Annotated in this window: 20 protein-coding genes and 4 tRNA genes; 10 read left to right on the top strand and 14 right to left on the bottom strand. The window is 65.0% G+C overall.

The window, feature by feature from the left end:
- Positions 1–46 precede the first annotated feature (46 nt).
- Positions 47–853 (top strand): hypothetical protein, encoded by an 807-nt coding sequence (locus tag M3N53_04615; GenBank protein ID MDP9067619.1) that lies wholly within the window; start codon positions 47–49, stop codon positions 851–853.
- 199 nt (positions 854–1,052) lie between these two features.
- Entirely contained in the window at positions 1,053–1,247 is a 195-nt protein-coding gene (locus M3N53_04610) for a BldC family transcriptional regulator (GenBank protein MDP9067618.1), read from the top strand.
- Positions 1,248–1,308: 61 nt separating this feature from the next.
- Here the strand turns inward: M3N53_04610 and M3N53_04605 are convergent.
- The 5 genes from M3N53_04605 to M3N53_04585 form a co-directional block, all read right to left on the bottom strand.
- Positions 1,309–1,381 (bottom strand) — tRNA-Phe (locus M3N53_04605).
- A 6-nt stretch (positions 1,382–1,387) separates the two neighbouring features.
- A tRNA-Asp gene (locus M3N53_04600) sits at positions 1,388–1,462 on the bottom strand.
- A gap of 58 nt (positions 1,463–1,520) precedes the next feature.
- Positions 1,521–2,807: a hypothetical protein gene (locus tag M3N53_04595; GenBank protein MDP9067617.1), complete on the bottom strand. Its 1,287-nt coding sequence runs from the start codon at positions 2,805–2,807 to the stop codon at positions 1,521–1,523.
- On the bottom strand, positions 2,807–3,214 hold the full coding sequence (locus tag M3N53_04590) for a hypothetical protein (GenBank protein ID MDP9067616.1): 408 nt from the start codon (positions 3,212–3,214) through the stop codon (positions 2,807–2,809). Before M3N53_04590 ends, M3N53_04595 begins: the two co-directional genes overlap by 1 nt.
- A complete protein-coding gene (locus M3N53_04585) occupies positions 3,214–4,932 on the bottom strand; it encodes a hypothetical protein (protein ID MDP9067615.1) in 1,719 nt (572 codons plus the stop codon). Before M3N53_04585 ends, M3N53_04590 begins: the two co-directional genes overlap by 1 nt.
- Before the next feature lie 117 nt (positions 4,933–5,049).
- Here M3N53_04585 and M3N53_04580 point away from each other — a divergent pair, with 117 nt between their 5' ends.
- Complete coding sequence (locus M3N53_04580; GenBank protein MDP9067614.1) at positions 5,050–6,804, top strand: aminotransferase class V-fold PLP-dependent enzyme; 1,755 nt, start codon at positions 5,050–5,052, stop codon at positions 6,802–6,804.
- 81 nt (positions 6,805–6,885) lie between these two features.
- On the opposite strand, the gene M3N53_04575 is transcribed toward M3N53_04580, so the two are convergent.
- Positions 6,886–6,959 (bottom strand) — tRNA-Glu (locus M3N53_04575).
- Between the two features lie 180 nt (positions 6,960–7,139).
- Here M3N53_04575 and M3N53_04570 point away from each other — a divergent pair.
- On the top strand, positions 7,140–7,694 hold the full coding sequence (locus tag M3N53_04570; protein ID MDP9067613.1) for a SigE family RNA polymerase sigma factor: 555 nt from the start codon (positions 7,140–7,142) through the stop codon (positions 7,692–7,694).
- Positions 7,691–8,803, top strand: a complete 1,113-nt coding sequence (locus tag M3N53_04565; GenBank protein ID MDP9067612.1) for a hypothetical protein — start codon at positions 7,691–7,693, stop codon at positions 8,801–8,803. Before M3N53_04570 ends, M3N53_04565 begins: the two co-directional genes overlap by 4 nt.
- A 6-nt stretch (positions 8,804–8,809) precedes the next feature.
- On the opposite strand, the gene M3N53_04560 is transcribed toward M3N53_04565, so the two are convergent.
- Positions 8,810–9,118, bottom strand: coding sequence for a zinc ribbon domain-containing protein (locus M3N53_04560; GenBank protein MDP9067611.1), 309 nt, complete (start codon positions 9,116–9,118; stop codon positions 8,810–8,812).
- An 18-nt stretch (positions 9,119–9,136) separates the two neighbouring features.
- Entirely contained in the window at positions 9,137–9,757 is a 621-nt protein-coding gene (locus M3N53_04555) for a flavin reductase family protein (GenBank protein MDP9067610.1), read from the bottom strand.
- 97 nt (positions 9,758–9,854) lie between these two features.
- Here M3N53_04555 and galE point away from each other — a divergent pair, with 97 nt between their 5' ends.
- The 3 genes from galE to M3N53_04540 all read left to right on the top strand — a co-directional run bounded on the left by galE (position 9,855) and on the right by M3N53_04540 (position 12,442).
- Positions 9,855–10,877 carry a UDP-glucose 4-epimerase GalE gene (galE, locus tag M3N53_04550; GenBank protein MDP9067609.1) on the top strand — a complete coding sequence of 341 codons (1,023 nt, stop codon included), beginning with the start codon at positions 9,855–9,857 and terminating at the stop codon, positions 10,875–10,877.
- Between the two features lie 375 nt (positions 10,878–11,252).
- Complete coding sequence (locus M3N53_04545; GenBank protein MDP9067608.1) at positions 11,253–11,552, top strand: hypothetical protein; 300 nt, start codon at positions 11,253–11,255, stop codon at positions 11,550–11,552.
- 143 nt (positions 11,553–11,695) lie between these two features.
- Positions 11,696–12,442: a DUF2071 domain-containing protein gene (locus M3N53_04540; GenBank protein ID MDP9067607.1), complete on the top strand. Its 747-nt coding sequence runs from the start codon at positions 11,696–11,698 to the stop codon at positions 12,440–12,442.
- 244 nt (positions 12,443–12,686) lie between these two features.
- Here M3N53_04540 and M3N53_04535 read toward each other — a convergent pair whose 3' ends face one another.
- The 5 genes from M3N53_04535 to M3N53_04515 all read right to left on the bottom strand — a co-directional run bounded on the left by M3N53_04535 (position 12,687) and on the right by M3N53_04515 (position 16,440).
- Positions 12,687–13,328 carry a hypothetical protein gene (locus tag M3N53_04535; GenBank protein ID MDP9067606.1) on the bottom strand — a complete coding sequence of 214 codons (642 nt, stop codon included), beginning with the start codon at positions 13,326–13,328 and terminating at the stop codon, positions 12,687–12,689.
- Positions 13,329–13,620: 292 nt separating this feature from the next.
- Positions 13,621–13,692, bottom strand: a tRNA-Lys gene (locus M3N53_04530).
- 11 nt (positions 13,693–13,703) lie between these two features.
- Positions 13,704–14,018 carry a hypothetical protein gene (locus M3N53_04525; protein MDP9067605.1) on the bottom strand — a complete coding sequence of 105 codons (315 nt, stop codon included), beginning with the start codon at positions 14,016–14,018 and terminating at the stop codon, positions 13,704–13,706.
- A gap of 3 nt (positions 14,019–14,021) precedes the next feature.
- A complete protein-coding gene (locus M3N53_04520; GenBank protein MDP9067604.1) occupies positions 14,022–14,711 on the bottom strand; it encodes a response regulator transcription factor in 690 nt (229 codons plus the stop codon).
- A gap of 4 nt (positions 14,712–14,715) precedes the next feature.
- On the bottom strand, positions 14,716–16,440 hold the full coding sequence (locus M3N53_04515) for an NAD+ synthase (protein ID MDP9067603.1): 1,725 nt from the start codon (positions 16,438–16,440) through the stop codon (positions 14,716–14,718).
- A 79-nt stretch (positions 16,441–16,519) separates the two neighbouring features.
- Here M3N53_04515 and M3N53_04510 point away from each other — a divergent pair, with 79 nt between their 5' ends.
- A complete protein-coding gene (locus tag M3N53_04510; GenBank protein MDP9067602.1) occupies positions 16,520–17,863 on the top strand; it encodes a glutamine synthetase family protein in 1,344 nt (447 codons plus the stop codon).
- Between the two features lie 2 nt (positions 17,864–17,865).
- Here M3N53_04510 and M3N53_04505 read toward each other — a convergent pair whose 3' ends face one another.
- Positions 17,866–18,402, bottom strand: coding sequence for a C40 family peptidase (locus M3N53_04505; protein MDP9067601.1), 537 nt, complete (start codon positions 18,400–18,402; stop codon positions 17,866–17,868).
- Between the two features lie 314 nt (positions 18,403–18,716).
- On the opposite strand from M3N53_04505, the gene M3N53_04500 reads away from it, so the two are divergent.
- Positions 18,717–21,362: a bifunctional [glutamine synthetase] adenylyltransferase/[glutamine synthetase]-adenylyl-L-tyrosine phosphorylase gene (locus M3N53_04500; protein ID MDP9067600.1), complete on the top strand. Its 2,646-nt coding sequence runs from the start codon at positions 18,717–18,719 to the stop codon at positions 21,360–21,362.

Genomic DNA, 21,362 nt, shown 5'->3' with positions numbered 1-21,362 from the left:
CGATTGCCGCGCCCGTGTCGTAGCCACTGAGTAGCATCGACGCCACATGATCAAGACCTCGTATCTCCGCATCTATCAGCCGCTGTCTTCGTTCCCGACCGAGGAGCAGGAGCAGTGGGTGGAGAACTGTCACGACGACGAGACGACCGAGGCCAAGGGGGCTCGTCGCTGGTTGATCGCAGCAGCCCTTCCCGCGGATCAGAACCTCACCACTCCGGCCGAGGGCGCTTTCGTTCGTGAAGTCGAGGGCGAGCTTCTGATCTGTCCGTGGCGCACGCGGCTCCGGATGCTGGCAGGGCTGCTCGCGTTCAGGAACAGTGTTCCGGAAGAGGTGGCGGAGGCGTTCGTTCCGGAGGCTGAGGCGCGACGAGCGGCACACGAGCTGGCCGTCCTCGGCGATAAGCGACCCGAGGTGCGTTCGCACATACTGCACGCGAACTGGCACGTCCCGCTTAGGTGGTTCGGCGCCTTCGACGGGTCCGAGAGGATCCTCACAGAAGACAAGAACGGCCTGCGCATCCGGTACGAGACTCCTTTGTCGACGGCGAAGGCACGGCTCGTCCGATGTCTCGCTGTTCTCGAGGACACCTGGATCGACGACACGGTCACCGCGGCCGTTCGCGAGCTCCTCGAGTGGCTCGACGGGTTCACGACCGACGGTGTGATCGAGCTGGATTATGGGTCGGTGGCGACGATGTTCTCGCACGAGGACCTGCTCGAGGATCAATCCGCTGCCGAGGTAGGCGCTTGCCTCGATGCCCTCGAAACCGGTGACCTCATCCGCGCGAGCAGGCTCTTCAGCGTGCTGACCGATCGCTGGACTCAAGTCCGGGCGAAAGAGGTCGCGAACTAGGATCGGCTGGCGATTTGTCCGTTTCGGACTAGTTCGCCGGGGCTATGGGGCCATAGTCTCGAAACGCCCGAAAATGGCCCCAAATAGCCATTACAGTCAGAGTCGTCTCAGCCGATGATTTCCTTGCGACAGAGCATTTCGGGCATCTGTGGCGAAGGTGGATCGGAACCGCCGATCCGAGGTGGAAATTGGAGGCGATATGAAGGCTCAGGCCGATGACACACTGCTGACGCCGGCCGAGGTCGCAGCGCTCTTCAGGGTCGACCCGAAGACCGTCACTCGCTGGGCTAAGGCGGGCAAGCTCTCCTCGATCCGGACGCTGGGCGGACACCGCCGCTACCGCGCCGACGAGGTGCGGAAGTTCCTCGAGGGAGCCAAGCAGCTTCACGACTGAAGCAACGAACGCGATCGGACGGACGCCCTAGAGGCGTCCGTTTCCGCGTCCGGCACAGGCGTGGCGAGGGACAGAATCGAACTGTCGACACCGCGATTTTCAGTCGCGTGCTCTGCCAACTGAGCTACCTCGCCGGGAGGCGCCCCAGACCGGACTTGAACCGGCGACCTTCTCCTTGACAGGGAGATGAGCACTCCAGACTGCTCCACTGGGGCGAGGGCAACGAGGCTAACAGACCCCACCACGGCCTTCTCTTGCTAGATGGCGCGCCGGCTAAGGGACTCGGTCCACCTTCCAGATCGTGCCCGAGAAGTCCGCGACATACATGGCGCCCGTGCGGTCGAACGCGAGGTCGAGCGGTAGGTCGGCGTAGAGGAAGACCTCCTGAGAGATCACCTTCGTGCCGGAGCGGTCGAGCTGAACCCGCACGACGTCGTGCCCGGCGGGAGGCCCGAAGATGTTGCCCCACTCCGCGACGAAGAGGTCGTTGACGTAATCCTTTCCCCACTCGTCGCTGGTCTGGAAGGCGAGGCCATCCGACGAGGTATGGAGCCCGAACGACGCGACCGGCCGCGGGACCGAGCGCTCGTCACAGCCACCAAAGCGCTTGCGGACGACCGGGTTCGGGCTGTCGTACGGCCGCAGGTTTCCCTTCTTCGCCACGTTGTAGAGACAGCTTGGATATCCGAAGTCGTCGGTTGATCGGTCGTTGATATCGGTCATGTAGAGCAGGTCGTCCGAGTCCGCGAGGTTCGGGTCTAGCGGGTTCTCGCCGGTGCTGCCCTTGCGCGCATCGTCGATGCCGTTCATCGGGATGAACAACTTGGTCGGGTCGACGGGCGAGAAGGCGGCGTCGTAGATGTTGCGGAGCCCGTGCGCAACCACGGCGCGGCGCGGGTCCAGCTTCGCGGCCGACAGGTTCTTCGCCCGCGGGTCGACCCTCACCACCGAACCGGACCACGGGATGACCTCAGACTCGCCGCCCTCCACGCCGTCGTCCGTCGAGTTCCCATTGGTGACGTAGAGCAGCCCGTCCGGCCCCCACGCCATCCCGTTGGTGTTGTGCCGTCCGTTGGGGAGGTCCTTCAAGACGAGGTTTCTCTTGTCGCCGATGCCGTCGCCGTCGGTGTCCCGCACGCGCCACACCCGGCCGTAGGGGCGGAATCCCCAAGGGCCCTCACGAGACGACTCCGAGTCGGACACGTAGATGCTTCCGTCGGGTCCGGAGAGGACGCCGAGGGGGCCGCGAAACCCGCCCGCGAAGACCTCCGGCTCGGTGCCGGCGCCCGCGAGATCGTCTACGACCAACACCCGGTTCCCGGCGTAATCCGCGATGTAGAGGCGATCGCCGTCTGCACCTTTTCTCGTGTCGTGGCCGAACGCGACGCTCGACGGCGTGCCGCCGGTCGCCACGTACGAGGTCACGACGAAGCCCGGCTCCACTAGAGGGAGCGAAGAGGATGACGCAGCGGGCCGAGCCTTCACCGGAGCGGCAGCCGCCGCGACGAGCGCGGTGGCGGCCAGCAGACGGACGGCGATGCGTATCTGCGCGTGCGGCATCAGCGCACGACCAGTGTCCCGATCATGTTGTGATGCAGCGTGCAGAAGAACCTGTAGCGCTCTCCCGCTTCGACGCGTTGCAGCCCCAGCACCTCGGTGGACTGGCCGACGCCGATCCTGGGGCTCCAGAAGAGGGGGCACCCGTGCTCGAACGCACTGCACCACTTGGTTCTGCGCGCCACGCGCTTCGAGAGGTACACGTCCAGCGCGACGAAGTCGTGCGGTGCGATGTCGAAGTTGGAGAAGGTGACACCTTCTCCCTCGTTCATGACGACGAGCGGAGTCGCGTAGCCGGTGACGAACCCGGCGGGACCGGAAACGGCAGGCGCGGCGTGCGCGGGCGCTGCGACCAGGCCCACCGCGAGCGCGGTCGTAGCAGCGATGCAAGCGGTTCGGCGCCTCTTCATCACTTCACGTAGAAGCCACCGCGCATCCACGCGTGCAGCTGGCAGTAGTAGGTGTAGTAGGCCTTGTCCAGCTTGGCGGTGTCGAGCTCCCAGTACGGCTCGGGCCGGGCGGTGACGTAGGTCTCCTCCCACATGTATCCGAGCGCTCCGGAGTGGATCCGGCCATCGTGGAACGGGTAGTTCACTGTGTAGTCCCCGTTGCACGGCGCGCGGCACGTCGTGATGCTGTGGCGCACCGCGCCCAGCGCGTAGTCGTCGTTGATGAACGTCAGGGTGTCGCCTTTGCGCACCACCGGGGGCCCGAGCGGCTCTCCCTCGTACCCGAGGTTCCCCGGCAGGTACTGGAACCCCGCGATGTGAACGGTGTTCGTCTCGGGCCCGGGCTTGGGGAGCGGACCGGGGCGGTCGCACCGTTTGCAGGTCTGCATCGCGTGTTGCTCCGGCCATTTCTGGTTCGGGATGGTCCACGAGATCTCGTCGGGCGTCGCCGTCGGATCATCCAGGAGCTCGGCCGTGCACACCTCGTCCTTCGAAGGTTTCGCCGACGTGTCGATGTACATGCCGAAGAAACTCATCGCGTCGGGGTATGCGTAGTTGGTGGCGTCGTATACGCCGTTCAGAACGAGGCGGTCACCCTTGCGGACGTGCACGCGCCACCCCGGCTGGGTTAGCCCCATCTGGAACTCTTCGGAGGGGAAAACGTCTCCGCGCGTGATGTTCCGGCTCCGCGCGACCGTGACTCCCGGGAAGCGGTCGCCGTCTTGGGAGCAGGGATCCTTCTTGGTCCCCATGTTCGACAGAACGACCTCGCGCGCGCCGGGATGCGAGTGGCCGGCGCCGATGACGATCGTCCCGTCCCAGGGCACGGTGAAGACCTGCCCCACGCCCGGCACCACCTCGGAGGACGCCACCGGGCTCGCGTAGTTGCCGTGCGGGCCGATGTTCTTCTTCGTGGTGTCGAGCGGGTAGACGAACTCGCCTCCCGTGCGCGGAACGTTGAAGGTCGAGCCGAACAGGACCGGCGTGAGGTTCTTGAAGTCCCAGCCCTTGGCGCGCTCGATCTCAGCGTGGGTCCCGTACACCATCTGGATCCGGATCTTGATGTAGACGGTCAGGGCCTGCGCCGTCTTGTTGTGCAGCATGGAGATGAACCCCAGACGATCGCCGCGCTCGACGCGGATGCCGTAGCGCATCCCGTCCTTGTAACGAGGATCTGCTCGCATGGCCGGATCGAGGCTCCCTTGGGTCCGCTCCTCGCCGGTCCCGTAGAACCAGCGGTGACCACCCGGTGCATCGGGGTCGAGCCAGGTCCAGTGCGCATGGTGGATGTGGATGTCGTGACCCGACGCTTCGGTCCCGTCCGCGTAGACGACGCTCGGTTCGAAGCCGACCGCATAGCCGTTCATCTGCGCGATCTCGGGGTCGATCCGGGAGAAGTCCGAGCCCGGGTGGATCTCGTAGGGCCCGTAGAAGAGCTCGATCCATTTCTTCGTGCCCGGCTCCTCTGGCAGCCACGCCCTCGCGCGGCTGGTCGGATCGGGAACCGACACCGGGAGGGTCAGGTCGTCCGGCGCGTCGGCGGCGACCCATGCGCCCGCCCCTCCGAGGGTCAGGAGCTCGCCGGTGGCTGGGGCGACCGCTCCACCCGAAGCGGTCAGAGGGAGAGCGGCCGTCATCAGGCCGAGAGTCAGTGCAGCTGCGAGGTAGCTGCGCCGCATGAGGGTCCCCTTTCCTCGAGCCCTGCCTCCGCTCGCCGCGACTGGAGCAAAGCGGGCAAAAGACGCCTACCCACGAGTCTTCTATGTATGCACCGGGTCTCCTTCTAGCGAAGCGGGATGTCGTCGCGGGCCAGGCCGCCGTACGCTAGCCGGGTGAGCCATCCGGAGGATCTGGTCCAGACCATCCGAGCTTCGGTGATCGGCGACAGCGAGGTGCTGGTCGGCCCCTTCGGCCCGCGGCGCGTGACCTACGCCGACTACACGGCTTCCGGTAGATCACTGACGTTCATCGAAGACTTCATCCGCGCCGCGGTGCTGCCCCTCTACGCGAACACCCACACCGAGACGTCGGGGACGGGATTGCAGACGACGCGGTTCCGCGAAGATGCTCGGCAGTTGATCCGCGAATCGTTCGGAGCGTCCGACGAACACGCAGTGATCTTCGCGGGCGCCGGGTCGACGGGCGCCATCGACAGGCTGATCACCATCCTCGGGCTGCGCCTGCCGGCGGAGCTCGACCGCCGGTTCAAGCTGTCTGAAGGGATCCCGCCCGATCAGCGCCCCGTCGTCTTCATCGGCCCGTACGAACATCATTCGAACGAGCTTCCTTGGCGCGAGTCGATCGCGGATGTCGTCGTGATCGGCGAGGACCACAACGGGATGATCGATCAGACACATCTGGAGCGCGAGCTGGTTGCGCATGCGTCGCGGCCTCTCAAGATCGGCAGTTTCTCGGCCGCGTCGAATGTCACGGGGATCGTCTCGGACACGCAAGGCATCGCGGCCCTCTTACACCAGCACGGCGCTCTCTCGTTCTGGGACTGTGCCGCCGCCGCGCCCTATGTCGGGATAGCGATGGGATCCGCGGCCGAGACACCCGCCTATAAAGACGCGATCTTCGTGTCGCCGCACAAGGCGATCGGCGGGCCGGGGACCCCGGGGCTATTGATCGTGCGCAAGGACCTGCTGACCAACCCGGTGCCGAGTGTTCCGGGTGGCGGGACCGTCGCCTACGTCAACGCGTCCGAGCACAGGTACCTGTCGGATCCAGAACAGCGCGAGGAAGGCGGCACTCCCGACATCGTCGGCTCGATAAGGGCGGGCCTGGTCTTCCAGCTCAAGCAGGCTGTCGGCATTGAAGAGATCGAGCGCAGAGAGGAACGCTTCATCCGTCGGGCGATCGCGTCGTGGGAGGCGAACCCGAACATAGAGGTGTTGGGGAACCACGAGGCCCGGCGACTGTCGATCGTCTCCTTCGTGATCCGCCACGGGACTCGTCACCTCCACCACAATTTCGTCGTAGCGCTCCTGAACGATCTGTTCGGCATCCAGGCCCGCGGCGGATGCTCATGTGCGGGCCCCTACGGGCACCGGTTACTGGGCATAGATCTCGAGACGTCGCACGAGTTCGAGCGCGAGATCGCCTGTGGGTCCGAGGGCGTAAAGCCGGGTTGGGTCCGGGTGAACTTCAACTACTTCATCTCGGACACCGTGTTCGACTTCATCCTGCAGGCGGTCCACATGGTCGCCACCCAAGGATGGCGGCTCTTGCCGCAGTACGACTTCGAGCCGCGGTCGGGCGCCTGGACCCACCGCATCGGGGTCGCGGAGCCCCCGATGAGCCTGCGCGATCTGAGGTACGAAGCAGGCGAGCTGACATTCGAGTTGCGGCGCGCGACGGAACCGGAATCCGTCCTGGCGGACTACCTCAAGTACGCGCGCTACATCTTCGATCAAGCAGAGGCCGGCGACGGGAACGGGTGTCTCCCGCCGGGGTTGTCCGAGGACTTCGAGCACCTGCGGTGGTTCCCCTTGCCGCACGAGATACAGCCACAGGGTGAAGCGGATCTGGGGGTGGCGCCGAGGGGATAAGGGGTGGCCCCAACGGGATTCGAACCCGTGCTACCGCCATGAACATGGCGCGGCGTCCGGCTTCCGGGACGCCGCCTGGGGTGGCCCCAACGGGATTCGAACCCGTGCTACCGCCTTGAAAGGGCGGCGTCCTGACCAGGCTAGACGATGGGGCCCGCAGATCGACCTAGAGGGTAACAACGCGGCTCTACGGGCCGACCCTCCACGATCCTGGGCTCTCGGATCGACCTGCGGGACAGCGCGCAGCACCCTCGCTCGGAAGGATCTGCAGATCACGGCCCCGCCCAGGCAATGGTCTCGGCCTCTCGTGCGTCTGTTCAGGCATGGGAACAGAGATGGCCGTGTTAAACCACGTCGCGGTGAGGGACCTAGGCAGGTCGGCCCGAGACGAGCAGATCGCGGTGCTCTTCGACGAGCACTATGACCGCCTGCGGGACCTCGGATACATGATCTTGGGCGACCGGAGCCTTGCCGAAGAGATCGTGATGGAGGCTTTCCTCAAGACGTTCACCGGATGGGGCCGGATCAGGGATATCGACCGCGCCGACGCCTACCTGCGGCGCGCCGTCGTCAACCTCTGTCGTTCCAAGATCCGACGCAAGACCGTCGAGGCGAGATCGAACGCCATCACGTACCGGCGCGAGGAGCGGAAAGCTCCCGACTGGGACCCAGATGTGCATGAGGAAGCGCGTGAGCTGTGGGCGGCGGTCCGGGATCTACCGGTTCGGCAGAGGGCCTGCATCGTCCTCCGGTACGCGGAAGACCTCCCCGAGCAGGAGATCGCGGACATCCTCGACTGCTCCGTCGGCACGGTTCGCTCGCAGCTCTCGCGGGCGCGGCGCAAGCTGGAGGTCGCACTCGAGGGAGTCATCACCGAGGAACCCGCATGAACGACTTCGAACGGCGGCTGAAGCACTCGCTCACAGAGATCCGAGACGCAGGTCGCGTCGCCGAGCCGCCGCGACGCGAGTTGGCCAAGCAGCAGCTTTTCCGCCGCCTCCGGCGCCGGAGGCTCATAGGCTTCGGTGGCAACGTCGTCCTCGCGGGCGCCACCGCTGCCGCGGTGTTCATGGGTGTGTCGCTGGTCGGTCGTGACCCGATCTCGGACGCGCCGGAGATCGCGCCCGTCGAGATCCCACCTGCCGCGGTGGCCGTGGTGGATGTGGGCGACGATCCGAGGCATCTATCGCTCGGCGGCCTCAACTTCGTCTGGTCGTCCGAGGAAGCATCCCGCACCGTCAGCCGGATAGACCCCGATACGAACGAGGTGGTGGCGACGGTGCACCTGCCGGCCAGCCCCGGCGACATAGCGATCGGAAACGGGCCGGTGTGGGTGGCGCTGCCGAGCGAGGGCACGGTCGTCGAGGTAGATCACGCCACTCGCACGATCGTGAGCGAGATCCGGGTCGCCGATTCGGCCGTCCAAGAGATCGAGCTCGGGGTCGGGAGCGACGCGCTATGGGTGGTGGTGCCCGGTCAGGAGATCCTGCGGGTGGATCTCGAGACGAGAGATCAGCAGCTGGTCGATATCTCTCCCAACCCGCGCGACATCGCGATCAAGGGCGGAATCGCACGCGTGCTCGACGCAGACGGGGTGATCTACCAGCTGGATACGGAGACGATCGAGGAGGTCGCCCCCCAGCTTCAGGTCCCACCCAGCGACACCGGCGACATCAGCTTCAAAGCGGGCGCGGTCTGGTACTTCACCGGCACCGATGGCACCCTGACGCGGGTCGACCCCACCACCGGTGAGGTTCTGGACGAGGTCCAGATCGAAGGCGACATCATCGACTTCGTCGCGGATCCGACGGTCGCGTGGGTCCTGTCACGAACCGAGGATGGGTACCTGCTTACCCCGCTCGATCGCGATCGCGCTGAGATCGTGGGAGCGTCGATCAGGGTCCCCGGCGAACCGGCGGAATTCATCCTGGCCGGGGGTTCGCTGTGGCTGACGTTGAGCGATCAGGATGCGGTGCTTCGTTTCAACAAGGTTCCGTAGAGCTACTTACTCCTCGGTGTCCTCGGTGTCCTCGTCGGCCGGCGCGGTCGCCGGTGGTTCCTCATCCGGCAGCTCGTTGCCTCCCTCGTCGATCTGGCTGCCCGACATGAACTCGTTGCCCGCTTCCATGTTCTCGTGGTCCTCGTCTTTGTATTCGTACCCGCAGTTCATGCAGCTGGCGCGAACGTCGTCTACCGGCGCGCCACACTCCGGGCAGGTCTTGTCCTGTGCGAGCGTGTCATCCGGCCGCTTGTTCTCGCCATCGGTGGTGTCGTCCTGCTCTTCGGGCTGCGGTCGCTGCTCGTCGTCGTCCACGCGAACCTCCATTCGTCGTCAGCGTTCTCGTTGCAGCTTCAGCTCGTCCCAGGTTGGGCGCTTCAGGTCGAAGAGACCGCGCGACGCGTCGGTGTAGGTCGAGCCGCCGAGACGAGCAACTGGTGCCAACAGCGCTGGGTCTACCCGCCCATCTCTCATCACCGCTTCGTCGATCACCACGCAGAGCGCTCGTCCGAAGACCATGCTGCCGTTTCCCAGCTGGACGATCTGCTCGACGCGGCACTCGAGCGCGGCCTTCGCGGCGGCCACGCGCGGGGGCGTTACCGTCATCGAAGGCGCTGCGTCCAGTCCAGCCCAAGAGAACTCATCTTCCTCGGGCGGGAAGTTCGCCGCCGTCAGGTTCATCTGCTCGACGAGGTCGCGGCTCACGATGTTGACGACGAACTCTCCTGTGTCACGGGCGTTTACGAGTGAGTCCTTCGTCCCCGTCGAGGTGAAGTGCACGATCAAGGGGTCGCTCGAGATCGCGTTGAAATAGCTGTGCGGAGCCAGGTTCCGGACGCCCGCTGCGGACAACGTGGATACCCACCCGATGGGGCGAGGTACGACCAGGCCGGTCAGGAGGTGGTACGCCTCTCTGCCCGGCAGCTCGGATGGATCGATCTGCTTGAAACCCACCAGGGTCACCTTCCTGCGCGATCGGACGGTCCTCTTTATATAGGCGCGGCGCGCGTCGAGTCCGCAGGGTTGAACGCGCCGTGGCTATGCTGGATAGATGTCCAAGATCCTCGTGACCGGCGGCGCCGGATACATCGGCAGCCACACCTGTGTCGAGCTTCTCGAGAACGATCACGACCTCGTGGTGATCGACAGCCTGGACAACAGTTCCGAAGAGGCGCTTACGCGCGTGCAAGAGCTGACCGGCAGGTCTCTCACCTTTCACCAGGTAGATCTTGTCGATGCGGCGAAGACGGATGAGATCTTCGCTGAGGGCGGGTTCGACGCGGTGGTGCATTTCGCCGGTCTAAAGGCGGTTGGGGAGTCGACGGAGATCCCCCTTCGCTACTACCAGAACAATCTGATCGGGACCCTGAACCTGTTGGACTCGATGACTCGGCACGGGGTGAGGGACCTGGTCTTCTCCTCTAGTGCGACGGTTTACGGGGAGCCGGAGACGGTGCCGATCACCGAGGACGCTCGGCTGGGGGCGACGAATCCGTATGGGCGGACGAAGCTCTTCATAGAAGAGATCTGTCGAGACGTTGCCGCGGTTGGGGATCAGGCTTGGCGAATCATCCTGCTCCGGTACTTCAATCCGGTCGGAGCGCATCCGAGCGGACGGATGGGCGAGGACCCATCGGGTATCCCGAACAACCTGATGCCGTTCATCATGCAAGTAGCAGTCGGTCGCCGAGAGCGTCTGAAGGTCTTCGGGAACGACTACCCGACGCCCGATGGGACCGGCGTGCGCGACTACATCCACGTCGTGGACCTCGCGCAGGGTCATCTCGCGGCTCTTGAATCTCTAGGCAACATAGAAGGGTGCGTGGCAGTGAATCTAGGTACCGGACGTGGTTACTCCGTCCTCGACATGGTGCAGGCTGCGGAGAAGGCAACGGGCAAGGAGATCCCGTACGAGATCGTAGGTCGACGGCCGGGAGACGCCGCGGTTGTCTATGCCGATCCAACCTATGCGCTCGACCTTCTGGGATGGAAAGCGACGCGCGGGCTCGACGAGATCTGCGCGGACGGGTGGCGCTGGCAGAGCGCGAACCCGCACGGGTACGGGAGCGCCTGATAAGCCGCTCTTAGTTTTGCTCGTCGACCGCCGGGTAAGCCGTTACCAGGTTGAGCCGGCAGCCGAACCCACGAGTCTTGCGGTCGGCGAGCGTGAAGCGGGATGGTGATCCGACCCGGTGAAGCCCGGCGCAGCGTGCGCGGAGGTTTCGGTGTGGGTAACGTTCAGTCCATGCATCCTGTATCCGGCGCGGCGAGAGGAGCGGCGTGATGTCTGATCCACGCGACGAGGAAGCGCAGCCGGGCTCGCAGGAGCAGGACCAGGCGGAGCACGAGGAAGTCCAAGACGAGGTCCAGGAGCAGTCCGAGGACTCCTTCCCCGCAAGCGATCCACCTAGCTATTGACGGACCCTTTCATGGAAATGAGGTAGTCGACATGGACGATGAGAGATCGCGCGCTCAGCGCGAACTGGAAGAAGAGGCCGAGCACCTCACCGGCGGCCCCGGTGTTGTGGCATCCAAGACCCAGGCTCGCGGCAGCCTCGCCGGACTCGTCGGCGGCCTCGTGGTCGGTGCCATCCTCGGTGCGATCGTCGGAGTGCTGTTCTTCCAAGGAACCCTGGGGATCGTCATCTCCGTGATCGCGTTCGCTACGGGAGGGGCAACCTTCGGTGGTCTCGCCGGTGGATCGTTCGCGCCGCGCAAGAAGCTGGAGGGATCGGAGGCGGACGTCTGATCTGGCTTCGTCGGGGAGGGTTCGATGAGGTTCGGGAACATGGAGATTCGGCCACTCGGCGGCGGGATGGGCTGCCTGATGATGATCTTGTTCTCGGTTCTCGCGTCGGTCATCGGTACCGTGCTGTTGAACCTCATCGTTAATTGAGCCCGTCCGGTCTCGATCGCTTCACCACCGCGCAGGTAGACGTAGAGAATTTCGCGTTGATCACGCACGCGGTACCGGTGGAACGGTTGCGGCGCGTGGTGCCCGATCGGTTCACCCTCGAGACATTCGAGTCGGAGTGCGGGCGCGAGATCGGGTTCATCTCCGCGAGCAGCTTCTGCAACCATCAGATCCACTGGTCCGCAGCGCGTTATCCGGCACATGATTTCGACCAAAGCACTTTTCGCACCTACGTGACGCACCGCGGTCGCCGGGGGGCCTACTTCTTCGGCACCTACGTAAGCACCCGCGCATCCTTCATCGCGCAGATCGCCGTTGCCGCGAACACGCATCTAGCGGAGTTCGACGTGGACATAGATCTACAGGAGGACGGATACGCCTCGTATTCGTCGCGCGCTGTGACCGCGCAGGGAGAGCTCCACTTCGAGCTGGAGGCACGCGGCGCTCCGGAAGCGAAGCCTCCTTTCGCCACGGGCCTCGAGCATTCGGAGTTCATTACCTATCGTCTTCACGGGTTCTCGCGGCCCCCGCTCGGAGGAGTGTCGTATGGGCCGATCGAGCATCGGCACATGGATCCGTGGTCCGGGCAGCTCATCAGCGGGCGCTTCGATATGTGGGAGGAGCTGGGGCTCTTGCCGCGAGACGAGTGGGACACACCTTTCTCTGTGCTGGTCGAGCCATCTGTGCGCTTCACGCTGCACCCACCGCGCCCCGCCGGTGCCTAGAAGGAGCTAGCGAACTCAGAGGGGTCGGGGCTTGAACGACCGGAGCGTCGGGAGCTCCGCGCCGGGTCCTCGTTGGGTTCTTTCGTCGTGCGACGTCGACCCCGTCCACACTCAAGCGGGGGGCGGGCGCGTCCCGGCTCTGGGCTCCGGAGAACGGCCACCGGCGAGCAGAACACAGACGTAATGCATCGCCTTTTGGGGATCGTCCTCCAACCGTCGAGGAAACCGCGCGCCCGCGCCACGCCTAGCTGGCGGTTGACGGGATGCCGAGTCGGACGAGAGCGTCGGTCAAGTCGCGTTCCCCCGTGACATACATCGGCAAGCGGACGCCGTCTGCGAGATTGAGCTGGAGCGCCTGGTAGATGCCTCGCCATCCGGGTGCGCCGAGGTATCCAGGGATCTCACCCGTCTCCGCCGACGAGATGGACTGCAGGGGAAGGCTCCAGGGCTTCGCTCCGCCCCATCGAGATGTCTTCACCGGCACCCATGACACCTCGTCCTCGCTCAGCGCCAAGCGACCGTGGACCCAGCCATCGGCGAAGAAAGCCCCGCCGCGAACGCGCGGAGGCGCTGCGGCCCGGAGCGAGGGGCTCTTCGTGAAGGCGTCGAGGTGGAGCGCTACGAGGCCACTCCAGATCGTCCCCTCCTTGAGCTTCCGACCCGGTTGGTACGCCCAGAGCCAGTAGAGCGCCCCCACGATGAGGCTTCCCCAGACGAACGTCGCCACGCCGCCCACGAGGCCTTCTTGTGAGAGCAGCCGGAGCACACCGACTGCAAAGAAAGGGGCATAGAAGATCCATCGACGACGTTCCAGGAGGCGCCAGTGATGACGCGTTCCTTCACTGGGTTGATGACTGCGGTTCTCGACCGGCTTACGAGCCGTCACCGGCATCTCCCGCGACGACCTGGGCACAGGGGAACCAGTACTGGGCTGGACGCCGCTCAGCGCCACCTCGTACCGGCGATGGCATCGAAGAGCTTCCTAAAGGCATCGGAGCAGCAGTTCCATCTGGCAGAGATTCTAGGTCGGCAACGGCACCAGTGAAGGGAGCCTCTCCTGTGGGGGCCCCGCCTTGAGGGCCCGGTTCGTGGGCCCCCAGGGACTCGAACGCGGCCACGAGCGGCGGAACGCCGCGGCAGGGTGAGAGGGCTCGGGTGTGGCGAGGGGGCCCGGTTTGTGGGCCCCCAGGGACTCGAACCCTGCCCGCCGGATTAAAAGTCCGGAGCTCTACCAGATGAGCTAGGGGCCCTGCGGTGCAGGCTACCTGCGGACGACGTGAAGCCTTAGACCGTCCACGCCCGTCACCTCGATCTCGTCGCCCGCCTCGGCGCCGGTCAGACATGACGCGTTCCAGATCTGGCCCATGACCTTGACGCGACCTTCCGGCCTGCACTCGCTGATCGCGGTTCCCTTCCTGCCGATCATCCCGTCGGGCCCTGTCATGGCCTTCTTCTTCCGCCATCGGAGCCAGATCGTGATCTCGAAGACGTCGCTGAGTAAGAGCGCCACGATCACGACGACGCGCAGCGTTCCGTCCAGGAAGAAGTACGCGAGGACCGCGCCGATCAGCGACAAGTCTCAGCGCTCGCGGGGCCGCGGCACCAACCTGTATCCGACGTTGCGGATCGTTTCGATCAACGCCTCGTGTTCGACGCCCAGCTTCGCGCGCAACCTTCTGATGTGGACGTCGACGGTTCGGGTGCCGCCGTAGTAGTCGTAGCCCCACACCTCACGCAGCAACAGGTCGCGATCACAGACGCGCCCCGGGCGTTGCGAGAGGAACTTGAGGAGCTCGAACTCTTTGTACGTGAGGTCTAGAGGCCGCCCCCGCACGTACACCTGATAGTTCTCGGGGTTCACGGTCAGGTCGCCCACCTTCAGAACGACCGCTTCGTCGCTATGCCCGCTCCTACGAGAGACGAGCGCCAAGCGCGCCGAGATCTCGCCAACGGTCGCGGTCGTGACGAGGAAGTCATCGACCCCCACCTCGAACCGGAAGCGCGACACCCCGTCCTGGTCGACGATGACGATGATCGGGGGCAGCCCGATCTCCCACGCAAGAGCGAGGCGCCGAGTCACCTCCTCGGCCCCCCCGACATCACCCGTCGCATCGATCAGGATGATCTCCGGATGAACCGTGACCAGCTCCTGGGCGCCGGTCTCCTTCAGCGGAACGTGGATCAGCCGGTACGGCGCGATGGGGAACGCCGGAAGGAGGTCGCGCACGTCTTCGACCTGATCCGAGATCAGTGCGACCGTCCACGCCATGTCTCTAGTCTCCTAGCGCTTTGCCTTCGCCGACGACGCGTGCCGGCAGAGGAGCTACGTCGCCCTCGCGCCACCGGCTGCTGATCGGGAGCCGCCGGTCGCGACCGAACGCCTTCGTCGTGACCTTCGGCCCCGGCGGCGCCTGCCTGCGCTTGTACTCGGCGCGATCGACCAGCGCGATCACCTTCTCGACCGTGGAGCGGTCGAATCCCATGGCCTCTATATCGGCGATCCCGGCGTCGTTCTCGATGTACGCCTCCAGGATCGGATCCAGCACGTCGTACGGCGGGAGCGAGTCCGAGTCCTTCTGGTCGGGCCGAAGCTCGGCGGACGGCGGTTTGATCAGGATGTTGTCCGGGATCACCGGCGAGATCCCGTTGCGGTAGCGGCAGAGGTCGTACACCTCCGTCTTGAACACGTCCTTCAACAGCGCGAAGCCACCTGCCATGTCGCCGTACAACGTGGCGTATCCACATGCCATCTCGGACTTGTTGCCGGTCGCCAGCAATAGGTGCCCGTAGCGGTTCGATATCGCCATCAGGATGTTGCCTCGTATGCGCGCCTGGACGTTCTCCTCCGCAAGCCCCATCTCCTCCGGCCCGAACGCCGCCTCCAAGCTCTCGAGGTAGGCGTGATAGGTGCGGGCGATCGGGATCTGAAGCATCTGGATCCCGAGGTTCTCCGCGAGCGCTTTCGCGTCGTCGACGGAATGGGAGCTCGAGAACTCAGACGGCATCGCTACGCCGAGCACGGAGTCGGGTCCGAGCGCGTCGGCTGCGATCACCGCGGTGAGGGCCGAGTCGACACCTCCCGAGAGCCCGATCACCACTTTCGTGAATCGGTTCTTCGAGGCGTAATCGGCAAGAGCGAGCTTTAGCGCGCGGTACACCTCTTCGGTCGCCGGTGGGTCTCGTTCCTCTACGCGCTGTAGGTCCCCGTGCGTTTCAGGCAGCTCGACGCTCATCCGCGTTATGGCGGGGTGCTTCCTGGCGCCTCCCGCGCCCGGGGGCACGTCGACCAGAGCGACGGTCTCGCGGAACTGCGGGAGGCGCGCCAGCAGCGCACCATCGGCTCCCACCGCCAGTGATCCACCGTCGAAAACCAACTCGTCTTGCCCGCCGATCATGTTGACGTAAGCGATCGCGGCCTTGGCTCTCTCGGCACGCTCGCGCAGGAGCGCGAACCGGGATCCGATCTTGTCCTTGTGGAACGGCGAGGCGTTGATGTTGACGATGACCTGGGCTCCCGCGTCGCCCTGGCGAGTGACCGGGCCGGTTTCACTCCAGGCGTCTTCGCAGATGCACACTCCGATGACGCCTTTCCCCGTGTCGAAGAGGAAATGCCCGCGCCCTTCATCGAAATAGCGACGTTCGTCAAAAACCCCGTAGTTCGGCAACAGGTGCTTCCTGTAGACGGCGAGGATCCGTCCCCCCTGGCAGATCGCCGCGGCGTTGTACAGAGAGCCGTGCCCGCGGTCGACGAAGCCGAAGATCGCCAGAGCTCGTCCGCTCGTCGCCGCGACTCGCTCCGCGGCGCGGACGTTCGCGTCTACGAACGACCGCTTCAGGAGGAGGTCTTCGGGTGGGTAACCGGTGATCGCCAGCTCGGGAAAAGCCACGACCTGTGCTCCAGCTTGTTCCGCCTCCGCCAGTTCGTGCTCGATCCGCGCGGCGTTACCGTCGATGTCTCCTACCGGGAGGTTCAGCTGCGCGAGCGCGATCCTGATCACCTCTAGAGCCTAGTGGGAGCACCGCCGCGGCGGCCAGGCGTAACGAGATCGAAACCTGCACGACGTAAGGTCTGACGTCATGGAACGACAGCAGGATTACGTGCTGCGAACGGTAGAAGAGCGGGGGATCCGCCTCGTGTGGCTGTGGTTCACAGACGTGCTCGGGTTCCTGAAGTCCTTCGCGGTCACCGCGGAGGAGCTAGAGCAGGCGTTCGACGAGGGGATCGGATTCGACGGATCAGCGATCGAGGGCTTCGCGCGCGTTCAGGAATCCGACATGCTCGCTCGACCCGACGCCGGGACGTTCCAGATCATCCCCAACCGCCGCGACGAAGAAGGCGGTGTCGCGAGGATGTTCTGTGACATCTATACGCCCGACGGACGGCCGTTCTGGGGCGACCCGCGTTACGTGCTGAGACGGAATCTCGAAAAGGCCGCGGAGCGCGGATTCACCTTCTATGTGCACCCCGAGATGGAGTTCTTCGTCTTCAAATCTGCACAAGATCCGGTTCCGATCGACGTGGGTGGTTACTTCGACTTCACGCCGGTCGCCGTGACGCAGGAGCTGCGGCGGGAGACGATCGCGGTCCTCGAGCGCATGGGCATCCCGGTCGAGTTCTCGCACCACGAAGTGGCTCCGTCGCAACACGAGATCGACCTACGTCACGCGGATGCCCTCACGATGGCCGATTCGGTCATGACGTATCGGTTGGTGGTGAAGGAGACGGCGGCCAACCGCGGGATGTACGCGACCTTCATGCCGAAGCCGACGACGGACCTCCCGGGCTCCGGGATGCACACGCACCTATCCCTGTTCGAGGGCGACGTGAACGCGTTCTATGACGGCTCCGACGAGTATCACCTTTCGAAGGTCGCGAAGGCGTTCACCGCGGGATTGCTCGTGCACGCGCGCGAGATCACCGCAGTGACGAATCAGTGGGTGAACTCGTACAAGAGGCTCATCACCGGCCGCGGGTACCCCGTCATGGAAGCCCCCGTTTATGTCTGCTGGGGGCGCCACAACCGCTCGGCGTTGATCCGCGTGCCCATGTACAAGCCGCGGAAGGACCAGTCGACTCGGATCGAGTTTCGTTCCCCCGATCCTGCTTGCAACCCTTACCTTGCGTTCTCGGTGATGCTCGCTGCCGGTCTCAAAGGGATCGACGAAGGTTACGAACTGGCGCCGGAAGCCACCGACAACATCTACGAGATGAGCGAGAACGAGCGACGGGCAAAGGGCATCGCGCAACTGCCGGACGACCTGTTCGAAGCGATCCACGAGATGGAGCGATCGGACCTCGTTGCGGAGACCCTAGGCGAAGAGGTATTCGAGTATCTGCTACGGAACAAGCGCGCGGAATGGGATCAATACAAGTCTTACGTCTCACCATACGAGGTCGACCGGTACCTCCCGCTGCTCTAGCCCTAGTTCTTGATCAGCGATGGAACGCGTGTTCCACCCACGAAGCGTGGTCCCCAGTAATACGGGTCGTAGAGCGACCGCACGCGGACCCCGTCGGACGAGGTGGAGGAGATGAACTTGCCCCTCCCGATGTATATGCCGGCATGACCTACGCGCGCGCTGGTGGTCTTGTGGAACACGAGGTCGCCGACCCGCAACCGGCTCTTCTTCCAGATCCGCCGGTAACCTCGACGCTTCGCGAGCTCGAACTGGTCGATCGAGGAGTGAGGGAGGTTCGCGCCGTGCTCCTGAAACGTCCAGCGCGTGTACCCAGAGCAATCGAAGCCCCTCGGGGTGGTCCCGCCGTAGGAGTAGTTCGCCCCGATCTGACTCTTCCCGCGCTCTCGGACGTGCGCCCGCTGGCGACGGACCTTGTCTCTCGTGTGTGCGTCCGCGGGCGCGGCGGGTGCAACCACGACCAGTGCAGCCGCAACGACGGCCCCGACCGCGCTCGTCCCAACCCGCTTCACCGTCGTGTGACGTTGTTTCCCGAAACCCATCTCCACCTCCGTGTCGGAGGACAACCGCACTGCGGCCCGCGTTCGGACGCCATCCGCGAAGGCACCCCGACGTGTCCTCTGTCTTCCGATCTCTCCCGGGGGATGTCTGGGCTCAGACAACCCGCGATCCCGGGGACCGATCACCGGCGTGCAGTGATTCGCTCCGCCTCTGCGCTCATGGCGCAATCGAGTGGCCACGGTAGGTGCAGGTGTCGGGTGCGTCCATCGGCTGCGTCCGAGAAGACGCGCGCATCCTTTGTGGATGCACCACAAAGGACTCACGCCACGGCACGCCGCGACAACCGTCCGCGCTCGTGAACCTCACTGAGCAACAGCAGCATCATCCTCGTGTCGTCGCGCTGCGTGGTGGAAGCCGATCGTTGTCGGAGTTCGTGGCCGTCGATGAGCGGGCGTTCGAGCTCCTAACCGATGACTCTGGTCTGCCGGCAGACGACGAATACGTAGCGGTGTTCGCAGATGCGGTGGCGCGCGGTGGAGCCGCCGAGCTTCGCCTCGAGAAGCGGCGGCGTCTCGCAACGGTCGCGGCGCGCGACCTCGCGGGGGAGCTGGACCTGATGGTGGTCGGACGCCAGCTGTCGGCGATAGCCGATGCGGCATTATCAGCCGCACTCACCTACACGGAAGCACCAGAGGCGCTCGCCGTCATCGCGATGGGGAAGCTGGGAGGTCGCGAGCTCAACTACTCGTCTGACATCGACCTGATGTTCGTGACGAGCGACGACGAAGATCCGAACGGGATCGCGGCGGCAGCCACTGCCGTGTTGCGAGAGCTAGGTGCGATGACGCCCGAGGGGCAGGCCTTCCGCATCGACATGAATCTCCGCCCGGAGGGTCGCAGCGGTCCGCTGGTGCGTTCCTTGTCTGGCTATCTCGAGTACTACAAGCGGTGGGCCGAGACGTGGGAGTTCCAGGCTCTGATCAAAGCCAGAGCCGCGGCGGGTAACGCCGAGCTCGGTGGGAGTTTCGTAGATGTAACGCGGCCCTACGTCTTCGAGCGCGCGGCCTCGACCGAGGGTGTGCAGAGCATCCGGAGGATGAAGGAACGCGTCGAAGAACATGCCGTTCGGACGGGCCGCCGGAGTGGAGCTACCAAGCACGACGTGAAGCTGGGGCCCGGCGGGATCCGAGACATCGAGTTCTCGATCCAACTACTGCAGCTGGTCCATGGCGGGTCGGATTCCGCCGTGCGGTCGCCCAACACCCTGGAGGCGATCGACGCGCTGGTCGAGGGCGGCTACGTCGCGGAAGACGACGGTGCCGGTCTCTCGGTGGACTACCGGTGGCTGCGAAACGTGGAGCACCGGATCCAGCTGTGGCAGGAGCGACAGTTGCACGTCCTTCCGCAGCAAGTGGAAGAGAGAGGGCGGATCGCCCGCTCCCTCGGGTTTCGTGACACACCTGAGGTAAGTGCAGCGGACCGCTTCGACCACGCGCACGAACGGGTCCTCGCCGACGTGAGGGGGCGCTTCGAGAAGCTCTTCTATCGACCGATGGTGGAGTCACTGGCGGACACCGGAGCGACGCGTCTGTCGCAGGAAGCTCTCAGGGAGCGTCTGCGGGTGTTGGGGTTCCGCGATGTCGAGAGGGCCGCCCGCACCCTCTCCGGCCTGGTGGCAGGAAGGGACCGACGCGCGAAGCTCTTCCGCGTCCTGACGCCGGCGATGTTGCGGTTCCTCGCGCCGACCCCACAACCCGATCAGGGCTTGTTCGCGTTCCTCCGCTTGGGAGAGGCTCTGGAGGGGAGGGTCGACGCTCTCGGCGCTCTGCGAGACAACCCGCCGGGGATCGAGTTCCTGGCGAACGTGCTCGGCAGCGGCCGTTTCCTCGGCGACGTCCTCATCCATGTGCCAGAAGAGCTGTCGGTGATCGCCGACGCACGCGGGCCGGGACGCGCCAAGGAACCCGAGCAACTCTTGCACGAAGCGTCGTCGTCTCTGGGATGGCGGGAACCGGAGGCGCGCCTAGATGGCCTCAGGAGGTTCAAGCGACGAGAGACGCTGAAGGTCGCACTGAGCGATCTCGCGGGGGTCTGTGATCTCGCCGATGTAGGCGCCTGGCTGAGCGCGATCGCCGCAGCGTGCCTCGATGCCGCACTCGAAGATGAGGATGCCTTCGCCGTGATCGGCATGGGCAAGGTCGGTGGACGCGAGCTGAACTACTCGTCGGACATCGACGTCATGTTCATCCACGAAGGCGATCCGCAGAAGGGCGAGAAAACGGCGGAGCGTTTGTTGCGGGCGATAGGCGAGGTGACGCCGGAGGGGCAGGCGTTCCGCGTGGATCCAGCGCTTCGACCGGAGGGGAAGTCCGGCCCGCTCTCGCGTTCGTTGGACTCGTACCTCGAGTACTACAAGCGGTGGGGGGAGCCTTGGGAGCATCAAGCGCTGATCAAGGCCCGCTTCCTCGCGGGTAACGCGGAGCTCGCTGACGCGTTGATCTCGGCCACGCGCGAACTCGCTTTCCCGCAGCGTTTGGCCGCTCCCGCGCTCGAGCAGATGCGTCACCTCAAGGCTCGTATGGAGCGAGAGCGGGTGCCGCGCGGGACGGACCCGCGGCGTCATCTGAAGATGGGTCCCGGCGGCCTCGCGGACGTGGAGTTCTCGGTGCAGCTCTTGCAGAGGCTGCACGGTTCGGAGCATGAGGCGCTGCGCGTCCCCGGGACTTTGCACGCGCTGGAGGGCGCGGTAGCGGCGGGACGCATCGGCGCAGACGAAGCGGGGCGACTGGAGGACGCATTCCGCTTCCTCATGAAGTTGCGCAACAGGCTCTTCTTCATCTTCGGCAAGCCGATGGATGCTCTCCCGACCAAGCCCGAGGAGCTAGAGGCGCTTGGGATCGCGATGGGCTTTCGGAACCAGCCACGGCAGGAGCTAGAAGAGCGCTACCTCCGCGTCACGCGACGGGCGCGACAGGTAGCGCAGTCCCTGATCTACGACTAG

It is taken from the genome of Actinomycetota bacterium, assembly GCA_030776625.1.
GTDB lineage: Bacteria > Actinomycetota > CADDZG01 > CADDZG01 > WHSQ01 > MB1-2.
This window is presented reverse-complemented; position numbering and strand designations above follow the sequence as displayed.